This window comes from Micromonospora sp. NPDC002411, from assembly GCF_053592955.1.
Map to the genome: position 1 here is coordinate 1 of NZ_JBSFBM010000158.1, position 15,140 is coordinate 15,140.

18 protein-coding genes are annotated in these 15,140 nt (G+C 71.9%); 5 read left to right on the forward strand and 13 right to left on the reverse strand.

Annotated features, from left to right (window positions below):
- The 5 genes from ACWCO3_RS19365 to ACWCO3_RS19385 all read right to left on the reverse strand — a co-directional run.
- On the reverse strand, positions 1 to 796 hold a 796-nt coding region (locus ACWCO3_RS19365), incomplete at its 3' end, for a serine/threonine-protein kinase (protein ID WP_450011277.1).
- Positions 797 to 893: 97 nt separating this feature from the next.
- Complete coding sequence (locus ACWCO3_RS19370) at positions 894 to 1,097, reverse strand: hypothetical protein (RefSeq protein WP_354889813.1); 204 nt, start codon at positions 1,095 to 1,097, stop codon at positions 894 to 896.
- Positions 1,098 to 1,099: 2 nt separating this feature from the next.
- Positions 1,100 to 2,164: a LacI family DNA-binding transcriptional regulator gene (locus tag ACWCO3_RS19375; RefSeq protein WP_450011280.1), complete on the reverse strand. Its 1,065-nt coding sequence runs from the start codon at positions 2,162 to 2,164 to the stop codon at positions 1,100 to 1,102.
- Positions 2,165 to 2,264: 100 nt separating this feature from the next.
- Positions 2,265 to 3,146, reverse strand: coding sequence for a helix-turn-helix domain-containing protein (locus ACWCO3_RS19380; RefSeq protein WP_425280579.1), 882 nt, complete (start codon positions 3,144 to 3,146; stop codon positions 2,265 to 2,267).
- Between the two features lie 146 nt (positions 3,147 to 3,292).
- Positions 3,293 to 3,532, reverse strand: coding sequence for a DUF397 domain-containing protein (locus ACWCO3_RS19385; RefSeq protein WP_074309213.1), 240 nt, complete (start codon positions 3,530 to 3,532; stop codon positions 3,293 to 3,295).
- Positions 3,533 to 3,795: 263 nt separating this feature from the next.
- Here ACWCO3_RS19385 and ACWCO3_RS19390 point away from each other — a divergent pair, with 263 nt between their 5' ends.
- Positions 3,796 to 4,437, forward strand: coding sequence for a GGDEF domain-containing protein (locus tag ACWCO3_RS19390; protein WP_145782742.1), 642 nt, complete (start codon positions 3,796 to 3,798; stop codon positions 4,435 to 4,437).
- 4 nt (positions 4,438 to 4,441) lie between these two features.
- Here the strand turns inward: ACWCO3_RS19390 and rox are convergent, their stop codons facing one another.
- Both rox and ACWCO3_RS19400 read right to left on the reverse strand, forming a co-directional pair.
- The gene (gene rox / locus ACWCO3_RS19395; RefSeq protein WP_358167455.1) at positions 4,442 to 5,872 is read right to left on the reverse strand and encodes a rifampin monooxygenase; all 1,431 of its coding nucleotides are present in this window, start codon (positions 5,870 to 5,872) and stop codon (positions 4,442 to 4,444) included.
- Between the two features lie 163 nt (positions 5,873 to 6,035).
- Positions 6,036 to 7,052, reverse strand: a complete 1,017-nt coding sequence (locus ACWCO3_RS19400) for a phosphotransferase enzyme family protein (RefSeq protein ID WP_167524847.1) — start codon at positions 7,050 to 7,052, stop codon at positions 6,036 to 6,038.
- A gap of 118 nt (positions 7,053 to 7,170) precedes the next feature.
- Between ACWCO3_RS19400 and ACWCO3_RS19405 the strand changes: the two genes are divergently transcribed.
- The gene (locus ACWCO3_RS19405) at positions 7,171 to 7,821 is read left to right on the forward strand and encodes a flavodoxin family protein (RefSeq protein WP_145782748.1); all 651 of its coding nucleotides are present in this window, start codon (positions 7,171 to 7,173) and stop codon (positions 7,819 to 7,821) included.
- 25 nt (positions 7,822 to 7,846) lie between these two features.
- Here ACWCO3_RS19405 and ACWCO3_RS19410 read toward each other — a convergent pair whose 3' ends face one another.
- The gene (locus ACWCO3_RS19410; RefSeq protein WP_088989909.1) at positions 7,847 to 8,338 is read right to left on the reverse strand and encodes a type II toxin-antitoxin system PemK/MazF family toxin; all 492 of its coding nucleotides are present in this window, start codon (positions 8,336 to 8,338) and stop codon (positions 7,847 to 7,849) included.
- Between the two features lie 50 nt (positions 8,339 to 8,388).
- Between ACWCO3_RS19410 and ACWCO3_RS19415 the strand changes: the two genes are divergently transcribed.
- Both ACWCO3_RS19415 and ACWCO3_RS19420 read left to right on the forward strand, forming a co-directional pair.
- Positions 8,389 to 8,904: an NUDIX hydrolase gene (locus ACWCO3_RS19415; RefSeq protein ID WP_450011283.1), complete on the forward strand. Its 516-nt coding sequence runs from the start codon at positions 8,389 to 8,391 to the stop codon at positions 8,902 to 8,904.
- A gap of 26 nt (positions 8,905 to 8,930) precedes the next feature.
- Positions 8,931 to 10,172, forward strand: a complete 1,242-nt coding sequence (locus ACWCO3_RS19420; protein ID WP_450011285.1) for a hypothetical protein — start codon at positions 8,931 to 8,933, stop codon at positions 10,170 to 10,172.
- On the opposite strand, the gene ACWCO3_RS19425 is transcribed toward ACWCO3_RS19420, so the two are convergent.
- Positions 10,173 to 10,937, reverse strand: coding sequence for an SDR family NAD(P)-dependent oxidoreductase (locus ACWCO3_RS19425; protein ID WP_358167445.1), 765 nt, complete (start codon positions 10,935 to 10,937; stop codon positions 10,173 to 10,175).
- Between the two features lie 71 nt (positions 10,938 to 11,008).
- On the opposite strand from ACWCO3_RS19425, the gene ACWCO3_RS19430 reads away from it, so the two are divergent.
- Positions 11,009 to 11,647 carry a TetR/AcrR family transcriptional regulator gene (locus tag ACWCO3_RS19430; protein WP_145782756.1) on the forward strand — a complete coding sequence of 213 codons (639 nt, stop codon included), beginning with the start codon at positions 11,009 to 11,011 and terminating at the stop codon, positions 11,645 to 11,647.
- A 10-nt stretch (positions 11,648 to 11,657) separates the two neighbouring features.
- Here ACWCO3_RS19430 and ACWCO3_RS19435 read toward each other — a convergent pair whose 3' ends face one another.
- From ACWCO3_RS19435 to ACWCO3_RS19450, 4 genes are all read right to left on the reverse strand, one after another.
- Positions 11,658 to 12,806 (reverse strand): FUSC family protein, encoded by a 1,149-nt coding sequence (locus tag ACWCO3_RS19435; protein ID WP_244311742.1) that lies wholly within the window; start codon positions 12,804 to 12,806, stop codon positions 11,658 to 11,660.
- Positions 12,807 to 12,894: 88 nt separating this feature from the next.
- Entirely contained in the window at positions 12,895 to 13,311 is a 417-nt protein-coding gene (locus ACWCO3_RS19440; RefSeq protein ID WP_145782758.1) for a DUF2267 domain-containing protein, read from the reverse strand.
- 42 nt (positions 13,312 to 13,353) lie between these two features.
- Positions 13,354 to 13,752 carry an NUDIX hydrolase gene (locus ACWCO3_RS19445; RefSeq protein ID WP_145782759.1) on the reverse strand — a complete coding sequence of 133 codons (399 nt, stop codon included), beginning with the start codon at positions 13,750 to 13,752 and terminating at the stop codon, positions 13,354 to 13,356.
- A gap of 55 nt (positions 13,753 to 13,807) precedes the next feature.
- Positions 13,808 to 15,094, reverse strand: coding sequence for an MGH1-like glycoside hydrolase domain-containing protein (locus ACWCO3_RS19450; protein ID WP_450011289.1), 1,287 nt, complete (start codon positions 15,092 to 15,094; stop codon positions 13,808 to 13,810).
- Positions 15,095 to 15,140 lie beyond the last annotated feature (46 nt).

Below are 15,140 nucleotides of genomic sequence, written 5' to 3' on the forward strand. Positions count from 1 at the left end.
GGTGCGCGGCGCTCGGCCGGTCGGCCGGGTTGGCGGCCAGGCAGGCGACGGTCAGGTCGGCGATGTCGGCGGGCAGGCCGGGCACCCGCAGCGGCGGCACCGGAGTGCCGCGCCGGTGCACCTCCAGGGCGTCCTCCCAGCTCTGCACGGGCAGGGGGGCCTGGCCGGTGAGGGTGCGGTAGAGCAGCGCGCCGAGGGCGTACACGTCGCTGGCCGGGTCGGGCGGGCCAGCTCTCAACCGCTCCGGGGCGAAGTAGGCGGGTGTGCCCATCAGCGGTTCGCCGGACTGGCCGTCGAGGCCGCCGAGGGCGGCGATGCCGAAGTCGAGCACCTTGGCCCCGGTGTCGGTGAGCATGACGTTGCCGGGCTTGACGTCACGGTGCACGACGCCGATGCGGTGCGCGGCAGCCAGCGCGGCGGCGATCTGCCCGGCCACCCGCACCGCCTCCGGCCAGGGCATCGGGCCGTTGCGCAGCCGGTCGGCCAGGTTGTGGCCCTCGACAAGTTCCATCACCAGGTACGGCACCACCGCCCCGCTGGCCAGGGTCGCCTCGGCGTAGTCGTACACCTGGGTGACGTGCGGGTGGGTCAGCCGGGCGGCCGCGCGGGCCTCGCGCTGGATGGTGGCCCGCAGTTGCGGGTCGGTGGCGAACTGCCCGGCGAGGACCTTGATCGCGACCGGTCGGCCGAGCACGTCGTCGTCGGCACGCCACACCTCGGACATGCCGCCGAGACCGATCCGCTCGTGCAGAACGTAGCGGTCGTGGAGACGGAGAGTGGACGTGAAAGGCGACATGGCTTCACCAGTCTGCCTGGCCGAGCCCTTCTCGACCACCCTCCGTGCCCGAGCCCACACTGTTCGTCCCGTGCGTGCCCGAATGAGTGCGAAGGGGTCAGGAGCAGCGCGGGGTGGCAGGCAGCGGTCGCGGCTGGATGCGGTCGGCGAGCCGACGCAGGGCGACGGCGGCGGCCCGCCGAGTCGGGTCGAGCGGAGCCCGGCGGACCCGTTCGAGCTGGACCGGGGCGTCCGGTCGGGCCGAGTTGACATGCCTGTTCATCGCGTCGAGGGCGGTGATGTATCCGGTGGGAAGTTCCATGGTCAACTCCTCGGGACAGGTCCGGTGGAGTCCCGGACGACGAGTGCGGTGGGCAACAAAACATGACCGTCCGCCGCATTCGCGGGCGGGTCGAGGAGCAGTTCGGCGGCGATGCGGCCCTTCTCCTCGGCTGGCTGCCGGACGGTGGTGAGGCCAGCCGCGGCGGCCTCGGGAACGTCGTCGAAACCGGTTACCGAGACGGGTGGACGGTCACTGGTCGGCCAGGCGGCCAGGGCGTCCAGCACACCGAGTGCGAGGACGTCGGAGCCGGCCAGCACGGCGGTCGGGGGGTCGGGTTGGTCGAACAGTCCGGCGACGGCTGCGGCGGCGGCGTGGCGACTGTTGCCCGGAGCGTTGACCAGGGTCAGCTCGGCCCAGTCGACGCCGACCTCGGCGAACGCGTCGGCGAAACCGCTGAGCCGGCCCCGGGTGGTGGGGTGCGGAACCTGCTCCACCCCGGCCACTGTGAGCGGGCCGGCCGGGGCGTCCGGCAGCACGGAGTCGGCGAGCAACGCCACGCGGCGGTGACCGAGGCCCGCCACGTGTGCGGCGGCGCTGTACGCGGCGGCCCGTTCGTCGATACCGACGTACCGCTCGTCGGGGCTGGCGTCGTCGCGGGGGGCAGTGCTGACGAACGGCAGGCCCCGCGCCCGGATCACGTCCAGCGCCCATTCCTCGTCGGCGACGCAGTAGACACAGAAACCGTCCACGGCCGCGTTCTCGACCGCCCGCCGGGCGTCGGTGACCGCCGTGGGCAGCGGCACCAGCAACATGCTGGTGCTGTGCCGCTCGGCCGCCTCGCCGACCCCGGCGAGGAAGCGGACGGCGAACGGGTCGGTGAAGGCGTACGACAGTTGCGAGGTGAACAGGACGCCGATCGACCCGACGAAGCCGCGGCGCAGGGAACGCGCGGTCGGGTTGGGACCGGGGTAGCCGAGTTGGCGTGCGGCGTCCAGGATTCGCCCGCGCAGGCTGGTGGAGAGCTGGTCGGGGCGACTGTAGGCGTTGGACACGGTGCTGCGGGAGACGCCGACGGCGTCGGCCACGGCTTGCAGTGTTGGCTTCACCGGCACCCCTCTGTATCGATCCAGTCTGTATCGATACAGAGACTAGCCCGACCAGTTGGCGTCGGTCAATACCATGCGTTCGGTGTCGTCCGCGCCGCGATCAGGCCGGGTAGAGGTCGTCCAACATACGGCCGAGGATGTCCGGGGTACGCTCCGGCGGCTCGGCCTCGACGCAGAGCCGCTCCATGGCCACCGCGTAGTAATCCAGGTCGTCACGCTTGTCGAGGTAGAGGGCGCTGGTGAGCTGCTCGATGTAGACGATGTCGGGCAACTCCTGGTCACCGAAGCGCAGGATGGTGAAGGCACCCCCGGCGGCGGCGTGGCCGCCGGCGGCGAACGGGATGACCTGGAGCCGGATGTTGGGCGACTTGGTCGCCTCGATGAGTGCGGTGAGCTGGCCGCGCATGACGGCGGGGCCGCCGATCGGGCGCCGCAGGGCCGCCTCGTCCACCACGGCCCAGAGCTGCGGCGGATTTTCCCGGTGGAGCAACTGCTGCCGCTGCATGCGCAGGGCGACTCGTCGGTCGATCTCGGCCGGACCGGCCGCGCCGTGCCCGAGCAGCACGACCGCCCGGGCATAGTCCCCGGTCTGCAACAGGCCGGGCACGAACTGCACCTCGTAGCTACGGATCAATGCGGCAGCGGCCTCCAGGCCCAGGTACGACTGGAACCAGGTCGGCAACACGTCGCCGTAGCGGTGCCACCATCCGGGGCTGTTGGCGTCCCGGGCGAGTTTCAGCAGCGCCTCGCGCTCGTGCTCCTCGGTGACCCCGTAGAGGGTCAACAGGTCGGAGACGTCGCGCTCCTTGAAGCCGACCCGACCCAGCTCCATCCGGCTGATCTTCGACTCGGAGGAACGGATCTCCCAGCCGGCACCCTCCCGGGTCACCCCACTGGTTTCCCGCAGCCGACGCAACTGGGCACCGAGCAGCATGCGCAGCACGGTCGGCCCGGTTGTCGGGCCACCCTCGGCGGGAACCATCGTCACGTGCGGACCTCCGGACACCGACCCACGCGGCCGGGTACCTGGCCCGGCCGACGTGTAAGCATGCCATGGACCGACAGTGAGGTGAACTCCTCCGCGCCGGTGATTCAGTCCCGTCGCCGGGACGACCCCACCCGGGACGGTCAGTTGATCAGATGGTCGAAATCCCCGTCCCGCGCGCCAAGAACGAAGGCGGCGATTTCGTCCACTGTGTAGATCAGCGCCGGCCCCTCCGGGTGCCGCGAGTTGCGAACCGCGATGCCCGCTCCCCCGGGCAGTTCGGCGAGTTCGACGCAGTTGCCGCTGGGGTTGCTACGGCGGCTCTTCTGCCAGCTCAGTGGGGGCAACTGATGGATCGGTACGCCATTGGGTGGCTGCTGCATGGAGGCGTCTTTCTGCTCACGAGCCCGCCGGTGGCCGTGGGAGGAGCGGTGACGGCGAGGGGGTGCGGTATCGACATCGGACGGTTCTGCACGTGCATCTGCTATTGCATATGCACCGGACGGCGAGCATGATAACGCACATGATCGGTGTGCATCCGTTCACGTTGAGTTACCCCGCAGGGGCACTCAGCAGGTAAAACTGGCCCGACGCGGCGCACCGCGTCGACCGAAGGGGTAAGGCGGTCGCGGCGATGGGAGGGTTCGTGCCGGATCCGATGAGTGTCGCCTCCGGCATCTGCGCGGCCGGCGCGCTTCTCTCCTCCTGGCAACTACGCCGCCGGGCGGTCCGCGCCGAGGCCGAGATCGAGCACCTCCAGGCCGAGCTCGCCGCCGAACGCCACGCCGCCAGCCACGACCCCCTCACCGGGCTGCCCAACCGACGTGCCTTCTACCGCCTGGCTGCCGCCCTGCTCACCGACGCGGCCGGCCAGCCGTTGATCGCCGTGGTGCTGGATCTCGACGACTTCAAGCAGATCAACGACCGCTACGGGCACGCCGCCGGTGACCAGGTGCTGATCAGTGTGGCCGAACGGCTCGCCGGCTTCGCCGGGGACAATCTCGTCGCCCGCCTCGGCGGGGACGAGTTCGCCGGGTTGCTCGCCAGCCCGACCGTCGACCGGCGTTGGATCGAGTACTCCACCCGCCGTCTCGCCGAGACCGTCGCCGCGCCGATCCGACTGAGTGGGTGCAGCGTCCGGGTCACCGCCTCCGTCGGGCTCGCCCCGGTGACCGGCCCGGCCCAGCTCACCGAAGCGCTCAGCCGCGCCGACGCCGCCATGTACCAGGCGAAGAGCCTCGGCGGCGCCCGCTCACCCCGGCAACTGGTTGACAGCGCCGAGCGCTGACGGGTCACCCGACGGGCGCACCGAACCACGTGGGCAACCGGCCGAGCAGGTCCGTCTGATCGTCGCCCACCCACGCCACGTGGCCGTCCGGCCGCAGCAGCACGGCGGGCACCTCCAGCTCGTCGCTGACGTCGACGACGTGGTCGACCCGGTCCGCCCACCCGTCGACGGAAAGCCGGCCGGTCTGGTCGAGCAGCAGACCTCGACCACCACGCATCAGCTCGTAGAGACGACTGTTGTGCTTCAGTCGTACGTCGCGCAGGTGCCGGCCGAGCAGCTCGTGGCCCGCACCGAAGTCGTACCGGACCCCGATCGCGGTGATCTTCTCGATCAGGAACCGGTTGACCTCCTCGAAGTCCAGCAGCTCCGACAACAGGTGACGCACCGCCCGGGGCCCCGGCTCCGGCGACAGCAACAGCATCTGCGCACGGGTGTTGGTCAGCACGTCGGCCGCCACCGGATGCCGCTCGGCGTGGTAGCTGTCCAGCAGCCCTTCCGGCGCCCAGCCGTTCACCGCGGCGGCCAGTTTCCAGCCGAGGTTGAACGCGTCCTGGATGCCCAGGTTGAGCCCCTGCCCACCGGTCGGTGGGTGGATGTGCGCCGCGTCGCCGGCCAGGAACACGCGGCCGGTCCGGTAGCGCTCGGCCAGCCGGGTGGCGTCGCCGAAGCGGGACAGCCAGCGCGGTGAGTGGACGCCGAAGTCGGTGCCCGCGTACACCCGGAGTTGCTCTTTGAACTCCTCGATGGTCGGCGGGACGGACCGGTCCTCGGCCACCCCCTCGGCGGGGACGAGGACGCGGTACACCCCGTCGCCGAGCGGTCCGAGACCGAAGCGCAGGTGGGTCTTGCGGACCTCGGCCACCACGTCGGCCACCGTCTGCGGCGCTACGCCCACCTCCATCTCGCCAAGCAGCGACTCGACCTGGCTGGGTTCACCGGGGAAGCCGACGCCGAGCAGTTTGCGTACGGTGCTGCGACCGCCGTCGCAGCCGACGAGGTAACGCGAGCGCACCCGCGTGCCGTCGGCGAGTTCCACTGTCACCCCGTGCTCGTCCTGGCTGACACCGACCAGTTCGCAGCCCCGCCGGATCTCGACGCCGACCTCGCTGGCGTGCTCGGCCAGCAGCCGGTCGGTGGTGGTCTGTGGAATGCCGAGGACGTACCCGTGCGCGGTGTCCAGCCCGCCCGGCGACGGTTTGGGGATGGCGGCGAAGAAGCCACCCACCGGGTGCTGCTGGCCGAGCGCGAGGAACCGCTCCAGCAGACCGCGCTGGTCCATCACCTCGATGCTGCGCGCGTGCAGGCCGAGCGAGCGGACGAACGGGGTCGGCTCGCTGTCCTTCTCCACCACGAGCACCTGCACGCCGTGCAGCCGCAGCTCGGCGGCCAGCATCAGGCCGGTCGGTCCACCGCCGGCAATGATCACATCGATCATGAAATCCCCCGATTTTCCCAGTTTTGGGCTTCGGCAGGAGATTCTGCAGCACACCCCGGGTCTTGCGGCAAGACCCGGGGTGCGATATATGTTGGAGGTGGCAAGGAGTGCGTGACCTCCTTGTCTTTCTTCTTTTTCAGCCCCGGACGGACGCGGTCCCCGCTCAGCTCCGCCGGTCGAGGTCGCGCAACGCCACGTCGGCGAGAGTGACCAGACCGACCTCGGACACCAACCCCCGCACGATCCGCGCCGCCCGATCACGGTCGGTTGCCTCGGCGTCCGGATCCAACGCCTGTCGGGTCCAGTCGCTGAGGTCGTCCAGCGCGCGGACCGCGAGGAACCAGGCGAGACGGGCCCTGTCGATGTCGACCGGGCCGTAGCCGTCGAGGGTGGCCGCCTGCTGTGAGGCGCTGACCGGGGCGAACGCGAGCACCCCGCCGACGACGAACATCAGGTCACACTCGGGCGGCGCGAGCACCGCGTCGTCCCAGTCGATCAACCAGACCTGCCCGTCCGCGCCGAGCAGCAGGTTTCCCAGGTGCGGGTCACCGTGGCAGACCACGTCCGGGCCGAGGCCGGCCCGCCGGTCGACGGCGAGACGTTCGACGTCCCTGATCAGAGCATCCACGCGGTCGGCCACCGCGGACCACTCCCGGGCCAGCTCGCCGGCGAGCGGTCCGGCCGGGTCGTCCGGGTCGCGCAGCCGCTCCGCCACCGCGCGGGTCGAGGCCACGATCGACGGGTACGCCGCGCCGCCCGCCGGCAACAGTCGCCGCAACTCCTCGGTCACCGGCACCGCGTGCACGGCGGCCAGCACCTCGCCGTACGCGCGCCAGTGCGCGTCGGTCATCGGGCCGTCGAGGGCCCGCTGGTCGGAGACCCACGGCACCACCGAGAGGCGACACCCGTCGTGGTCGACGGCCAGCCCACCGTCCCTGGTCCGCAGCGGCGCGGCGATCCCCGGCACCCCCTGATCGGCCAGGTACGCCGTGACGACCAGACCGGCGACGGTGCCACCGCCGCTCAGTTTGACCGCGTACCGCCCACCGTCGAGGGTTCTGGCCAACCACAGTCGGGCGTGCTGGTCCGCGCCGTGGGTCACCATCTCCATCGCGGAAATGCTCAGGCCGAAGCCTGCCCGGACCTGCTCTGCCACCCGCCGCGGGACGTCCTCGATCATGCGGTCACCATGCCACCGGCCGGCCAAGCCACCCAGCGCATTAGTCGTGCGGAGGTGTCCCGGGACGGCGTCCGGGTATGGGGAGGCAGCAGTCACCCGACGGCCGAAGGGAATCGACGTGGCGAGCATCCGCGCCCTCGTGCTCAACTGCACCCTCAAGCCGTCACCCGCGCCGTCCAGCGCCGAGCAGCTCGGCCGGGAGGTGCTCGCCGAGTTGGCCGCGCAGGGCGTGGAGGGCGAACTGATCCGGGTCGTCGACCACGACGTGCGCTTCGGGGTGTCCACCGACGAGGGCGACGGCGACGGTTGGCCGGCGATCCGCGCCAAACTGCTGGCGGCCCAGGTGCTCGTCATCGCCACGCCGATCTGGCTCGGCCAGCCATCGAGCGTCTGCAAGATGGTCCTCGAACGGCTCGACGCCGAACTCTCCGAGACCGATGACGAGGGCCGGCTCCTGACCTACGGCAAGGTGGCCGGTGTGGCCGTCGTCGGCAACGAGGACGGCGCGCACCACACGATCGGCGAGGTGCAGCAGGCACTCAACGAGGTCGGGTTCACCCTCGCGGCCGCCGCCGCTACCTACTGGGTCGGCGAGGCACTGCACACTGTGGACTACCGCGACGCCGGTCCGAAGCCGGACACCACCGGCCGCACCACAAAGGCACTGGCGCTCAACAGCGCACACCTCGCCCGACTGCTCACCGAGCAGCCGTACCCGCCGCCGGACGCCCGCAGCGCCGCGGTCGGCCCGAGTCGCGAATCGGCCTGACCGACCCCGCCCGACAGCGATACGGTCAGCGCCAGCCGTACCCGGCGCGTAGCGCCTGCCCGACCCGGTCGAACCGAGGCCGGTCCAGTACGGCGCCCTCGCGGCGGATGCTGTCCTCGCGCATGGTGAGCACCCGGTCCAACCGAACCCAGCTCGGCCGGTTGTCCCGGTCCCACTCGCCCGGCCCGAGCGCGAACCAGTGCCGCTGCCCGTCGCGCTCACTCTGACTGGACAGCATCAGCCCGAACAGCGTCCGGCTGTGCCGCCCGACGACCAGCACCGGCCGGTCCTTGCCCTGCCGGGGGTCGTCCTCGTACGGCACCCACGTCCAGACGATTTCGCCCGGGTCGGCCTGCCCGTCGCGCTCCGGGGCGTACGTCAGCTCCCGACGCTGCAACGCGCTCACCTGACGGCGCCGGGCCACCTGGGCGGGGGCGGGCCCGCTGCGTCGGGGCGACGGGATCACCGCGCCCACCCGGGAGATGCGAGCCGCGACATTCCTCAACAGACCAGCCACGGCGGGCAGCCTACCCGCCGCCCGAGCGGGCGGTGCGACAGACTGACCCGATGAACGAGGTACCCCGCGACCTGCCGATCCTGGAACGACGCGCGGTGCGGGTGGTGGTCACCGACAGCGTCGACCGGGTGTTGCTGTTCCACACCCGCGACCCCGACCATCCCCGGCTGGGCACCTGGTGGGAGCTGCCGGGTGGTGGCATGGATCCCGGGGAGACCTATCGCGACACCGCCGTACGGGAGCTGCGCGAGGAGACCGGCATCGTGGTCGCCGCCGACCAGGTCGGTTCGCCGACCTGGCGTCGGCGGGCTACTTTCCTGCACCGCCAGGTGCGGCACGTGCAGGACGAGGTCGTCGTCACCGTACGGCTGGCGAGCCCCGGCCCCGACGTGGACGAGGCACACCGACTCGACTACGAGCGGGAGGACTACTTCGGCTTCCGCTGGTGGCCGCTGCACGAGGTGGTCGCCAGCACGCAACGGTTCTATCCCGGGCAGCTTCCCCGGCTGATCACCTCCTTCCTCGACGGCGAGGAGATCGACGAGCCGTTCGAGCTGTGGTCGTGAGCCGGGCTGGCGGGCAGAGTAGGGGCATGACGACCGATCTGCACGGGCCACTGTCCGCGTACGCCGCACGGCTGCACGCCACGGTCGGCGACGGGCACCACGTCGCCTCCCCGCTCGGTGCCTGGCTGCTGCTGGCGGTCTGCGCCACGACTGCCGTCGACAACGACCCGGCGGCCGAGGATCTGGCCCGCGCGCTGGGCACCGACCTGGCCGGTGCCGCCGAGGCCGCCCGCGCGCTGCTGGATTCACCGCACCCGCTGGTCAGGTCCGCCACCGCGCTCTGGCAGCGGTCGGGGCGGGGCGAGGTCGGGTCGGGCGGGTGGCGGGCCGCGCTGCCCCGGAGCACCGAGGTCGGCCCGCTGCCCGATCAGGCCGGCCTGGACGCGTGGGCGCGTGCGCACACCGACGGTCTGATCGAGACGTTTCCGTTGAAGGTCGGCCCGGATGTGGCCTTCGCCCTGGCCAGCGCGCTAGCCACCAGGGCGTCCTGGGCGACCCCGTTCGAGGTCGCCGACGCCCGCACGCTCGGTGTCGACAGCCCGTGGGCGAGCCTGCTTCGGCGGGCACTGCGCAGCCCCAGCCACGGCCACCGGTGCGCCATCGTGTCAACCACGCGGGTCGGTGACGTCATCGTGCACGCCGCCCCGGCGCAGACCGCCGACGGCGCAGGGCTGGTGGTCCTCTCGGTGGCCGCCGCGCCGCACGTGCCGTCCACCGAGGTGCTGGCCGTCGCGTACGACCTCAGTGCCGGCGCGGCCGACGGCGCGCAACCTGCCGGCGCCCGCTCGCTGTTCGACGTGCCGCCCGGCGACGCTCCGTTGTGGAAGGTACGCGAGGAGCGGGTGCGGACCCGGGCCCGCGACGGCCGCGAGGAGCGGCACCACGCCGTGCTCCCCTGCTGGTCGGCCCACAGCCAACACGACCTGGCAGCCCCGACGCTCGGCTTCCCGGCCGCGACCGCGACGCTGGCGAAGGCGCTGGCCACGCCTGTGGAAGGCTTCGAGGCGCGGCAGTCGGCGGTGGCGCGCTTCGACAGGTACGGCTTCGAAGCGGCGGCGGTGACCGCCATGTTCGGGCGGACCAGCCTGCCCCCCGAGGGCGTCGCCCGCACCGCCGAGCTGCGCTTCGGTCACCCGTACGCGGTGGTGGCCGTCGCCACCGACACGCGGGCCGACGGTGGCACCGGACCGTGGCACGGGCTGCCGGTCTTCTCCGCCTGGATCAGTGAGCCGGACGACCTGTCCGAGGCCGACGCCGCCGACAGGTGATCAGAAGCGCGGCCCGAGGAACAGGCCGCCGCTCGCGTCGATGACCTGGCCGGTGATCCAGCGCGCGGCGTCGGAAGCGAGGAACGCGACCACCTCGGCGACGTCGTCGGGTTCCCCCAACCGGTTCAGGGCGGTCGTCGCGGCGATGAGGTCGGCCAGGCCCGGCGCTTCGAAGGCCGGTCCGTTGGTCGCCGTGCGGGTGGCGCCGGGGGCGACCGCGTTGACGGTGATCCCCCGGACCCCGACCTGGTTGGCCAAGGTCATGCTCATCGTCTCTACCGCGCCCTTCGTCATGGCGAAGGACGTCTGCGTGGCGTTGGCCATCCTGGTCGCCACCGACGAGATCGTGATGATGCGGCCACCGTCGCGCAGCAGTGGCAACGCCCGCTGGGCGATGAAGTACGGCGCTCGCACGTTCACCGCGAAGAGGTGATCGAACTGCGCCCGCGTCGTGACGCCGAGTGGGCCGGCCGGCGCGGTGGCCGCGTTGTTGACGAGGATGTCGAGTGGACGCCCGGCCAGGCCGGTCTCCACTCCCGCGAAGAGGGTCTCGACGTCGTCGTCCACGCCCAGCTCCGCGCGCACGGCGAGCGCCGTTCCGCCGGCGCGCTCGATCTCGCCGACTGTCGCCGTCGCACCGTCCTCGTCGGTGCCGAAGTGGACGAGGACCATCGCGCCGCTCGCCGCCAGGCGGACCGCGATCGCCTGCCCGATGCCGCGCGACGCGCCGGTCACCAGAGCCGTTGTGCCGGTCAGATCGCCCACGCCAACCACCTCACGTATCAGTTAGTCGCTACCAATCTGGTAGTGACTACCACTGAGGTAGTGTCTATCACATGCCCGATCAGCAGTCGACCCTGCGCGCTCACCGCCGAGCCGAGACGCAACGCGCGATCCAGGCGCACGCGGTGCGGCTGTTTACCGAACGCGGGTACGACGGCACCACCGTGAACGACGTCGCCGAGGCCGCGGGCGTGTCCCCCATGACCGTCTATCGACACTTCCCCACGAAGGAGGACCTCGTCCTCATCGACCAGCACGCCCAACTCGTCGCCGACCGGATCGCCGCGTCACCCGCCACCCAGCCCCTGGTACGCCGCATCGGCGGCGCGCTGATCGAATCCACAACGACAGTGACGGGCGGCCACGGCGGGGGCGATCTCTCGACGAGCGGGCAGTTCCTGCTCGCCCGACTCCGGCTCATGATCTCGACGCCGGCCCTGCGGGCCAAGCACCTGGACAACAACTACGCACTCCAGCAGGCCATCGTCACCGCGCTCGGGGACGACACCACCGATCCCGACGCCGCGTTCCACGCCCACGCGGCGGCGAGCGCCTGCCTGGCCGCCATGCACACGGCACTCGTGCGGTGGGCCGAGGACGACGGACGAAGCGAGCTGCCCGACCTGATCGCGAGGGCCCTCACCGCCGCCTTCGGCGACGACGCCGTCCAGGTCCGGTCGGACGCGCGCTGAGCCGCCAGCCTCACCCGTCCGGGTGGAGAGAGGCTTCGCCGTCCTGTACCCCCTTGCGCACCTCGTCGTTCGCTGACGTCGCGTCGTACCCGATCGCACGGAGGAGGTCGCTGGCAGCGGTACGCAGCTGGGTCACCACCGCGTCGCCGAACTCGTCGACGCCCTGGGCGCGGGCACGGCCCGCCCGGTAGACGGCGTCGCGTACCGCCTGGTGGGTCCTCTCGGTCGGACGTCCGGCACGATGCTCGCGGCGCAGCAGTTCGACCGCGTCGGCGAGCCGTGCGACGCTGGCGGACAGGTCTGGGGGAATCCGCTCGCGGTACTGCAGTGCCATCGCCGATCGGCGGGCGACCCCACGGCTGTGTTCGATGACCCGTTCGACCTGCTGACTCGCCCGCGCGAACCGCTCCACGTCCTGTCGGCGCAACCACCGGGCAGGGGCCAGGCTGACCACCTCTTCGGCGCCGCTCAGCGCCTGGTGCATCCGGTCCAACGCGGGACCCATGTCGCGAAGGAGATCGAGGGCCCGAATCGCCCGCTGCTGGTCCCCCGTTGTCAGTGCGCCGGACGCCTCCCGCAGCTGACCGGCGAGCCGCTGATAGATCGGCGCCGCGTCCCGGTCGAGGATCCGCATCGGGTTCAACGGCACCAGCAACGCGACCACCACGAGACCCACCGCGCCGCCGACCATCGCCTCGACGATCCGTGGCCATTCGAGGTCGTTCTGTGCCGGGGCGAGGGTCGCGAGCAGCACCGCCGTACCGCCGGCCTGGCCGACGGCAGCACCGCTGCGCCCGAACAGCACGAGCGTTGCGAGGACGGCAAACCCGACGACGAATCCGGTCTGCCAGAACCCGGTGCCCAGAAAGCTCAACAGGAGATCGGTGGTGGCGATGCCGAGGCCGACACCGAGCAGCAGTTCGATGGTCCGGTGGGCGCGTTGGCCGAGCGCGGCGACGATCGTGCCCACCGCGGCGGAGGGGGCGAAGATCGGCGCGGGGTTGCCCAGTAGGTCGTGCCCGATCGACCAGGCCAGTGCCGCGGCCAGCCCGGCCTGCACTGAGATGACCAGGGCGGCCTCCAACTGGCTGAGCCGCAGTCGGCTCGCCCGGCCACCGCGACTGCGGATCTGCGCGACGGCCGTCTTGACGCGTTTCACCGAGCACTCGTACCACGCACCGACTGCCGATCAGTCCGGGTTCACGCTAATCGGCATGTCCGGCACCGAAAGGGCCCCCGCGAGTCGATTACAAAGGACCTGGTCGGCCGCCGTCGTCGCGCGGCAGTCGCGCCACCATCTCGCGGAACTCCCGTACGGTCATCGCCTCCCGCAGCGTCGCGAAGACCGCTCCGGTTCCGGCGCGGGCGGCGGCCGGGTCGACACCGGCCCGCTGCTCCACCCGACGCAGGAACTCGGCCGGGCCGGCGTCCGACGGCGGTGGTGGTGCAGCCCCGGCGCCGCCGTCGACCGGGGCCGGGCCGGTCAGATAACCGCCGACGTTGTTCGGAAGGTGTCCCACGAGGTCGTCGGGCGCGCCACCGGTCACCCGTTCGGCCATCGTCTGGAGGACGGCGCGGGCGAGCGCGGCGGCCTGCTCGGTCGGCAGGCCGGACCGCCGGGACACCGCGTCGATGAAGTACGGAAAGCCGTCGCCGTCGGTCACGTCCGGGCGGTTACCCCCGGCCGGCGGCGACAAACTGCGCCCTCAGCGCAGCAGGTCCTCCGCCAGCAGGTGGTCGAAGATGATCTGGTCGACCGCAGAGGTGCGGTGCCGGTCGGCGTACCCCAGCCAGGCCATCTCGGCGATCTCGCTGGCCGGCTGCAACTGTCCCCGATATCCGGCTCGATAGCAGGTCATCCGTACGGTGATGCCGGCCGCGTGACTGTGCGCCTGAGCGGTGAAGGTGCCGATGTGCACCGCGCCGGGCACGTCCACCTCGACGCTCAGCTCCTCGTGGATCTCCCGGCGCAGAGTCTCCAGGTCGGTCTCGCCCGGCTCGCGCTTGCCCCCCGGCAGATACCAGACGTCCTTGTCCTGCGACCGGGTGCTCAGCACCCGTCCGTTCTCGATGAGGATCCAGGCCACCTTGTCGATCTCGCGCACGATGTTCCTTCCGGCCGGCGGACCGGGCACGCTACCACCCGCAGCCGGAGCGGACTCACTCCCTCAGCAGGTCGAGCACCAGCGCTGCGGTCCAGCTGAACGCCGGTGAACCCAGTCCGACGCCGGTGTCCGGATGGAAGTACTCGTGGCAACCGGCCCCGGCGACCAGACCGATCATCGAGTGGCGCAGCCCGGCGGCCAGCTCCGGGTGCCCGTGCGTGAGCAGCCCGCGCCGGACCAGCCAGCCGATGTTCAGCCAGCTCGGCCCCCGCCAGTAGCGCAGGGGCTCGAAGTCCGGCGCGGTGCGGTCGTAGGTGGGCAACGGCCGCTCCATGTGCCGGGCCACCCCGAAGCGCGCCGACCGGGCCTCGACCACCAGCGCGTCGACCTGTCGGGTCGGCAGGTCGGGCAGGACCAGTGGGGTCAGCCCGAGCACGGTACGGGCCCCGATCAGCCGGCCGGTGCGCAGGTCGCGGGGTTGGAACGTGCCGGTGGCCGGGTCGTAGAGCCGTCGTACCAGGGCTTCGGTGATCCGGGCCGCGCGGGCCCGGTGCGGCCCGGGGTCGTGCCCGAGCAGCGCGGCGATCTCGGCGAGCGCGTGCTCGGCGGACCCGAAGGCCGCGTTGAACAGCGGACACTCGACCAGGAACGGATGGTCGTCGGCGAGGTCCCCGTCACCGTAGCCGTGCTCGCGGTAGGCGGCGACGATCGCCAGGTAGCGCGCGTAGTCCAGGTCCGTGGGGCGGTGCGCGGCGTCGGCGTGCGCGGTGTCGTGCCGACGGTACGCGCGCATCACCGCCGCCTCGGCCGGCACCGCGGCCATCGGCGCGTCCCAGGCGGGGCTGTTGTCCAACCCGGACTCCCACGGGTGCACGATGCAGACGAGTCCGTCGCCGGCCACGTCACGCCGGTCGGCCAGGTAGCGCTGCTGGGCGACGAGGGCGGGGTAGAGCTGGCGCAGCGCGGCCAGGCCGGCCGCCCCGGGCACCCGCTGGTACGCCAGCAACGCGGCGAGCGCGTGCACAGGCGGCTGGACCAGGCCGGACGTGTCCACGGTGGGGGTGCCCTGGGCGTCGGCGCTGCGCCACATCTCCGGGCCCGGGAAGTACGCGCCGACGCGCAGCGCCGGGTTGAACACGATGTGCGGCACCCTGCCGTCGGCCCACTGGGCTCGGAACAGGCTCGCCAACTCCCGCCAGGCCCGTTCGGGGTGGACCTGGGCGAGCCCGATCGCGATGAACGCGGAGTCCCAGCTCCACTGGTGCGGGTAGAGCGTGCGAGACGGCACTGTGTGGTCGTGTTCCCAGTTGGCGTCGAGCGTGTCGACAGCGAGCCGGCGCAGCGCGGCCGGCTCGGCGGGGCCGCCGGTGCGGGTGAGGGCGGCGTGT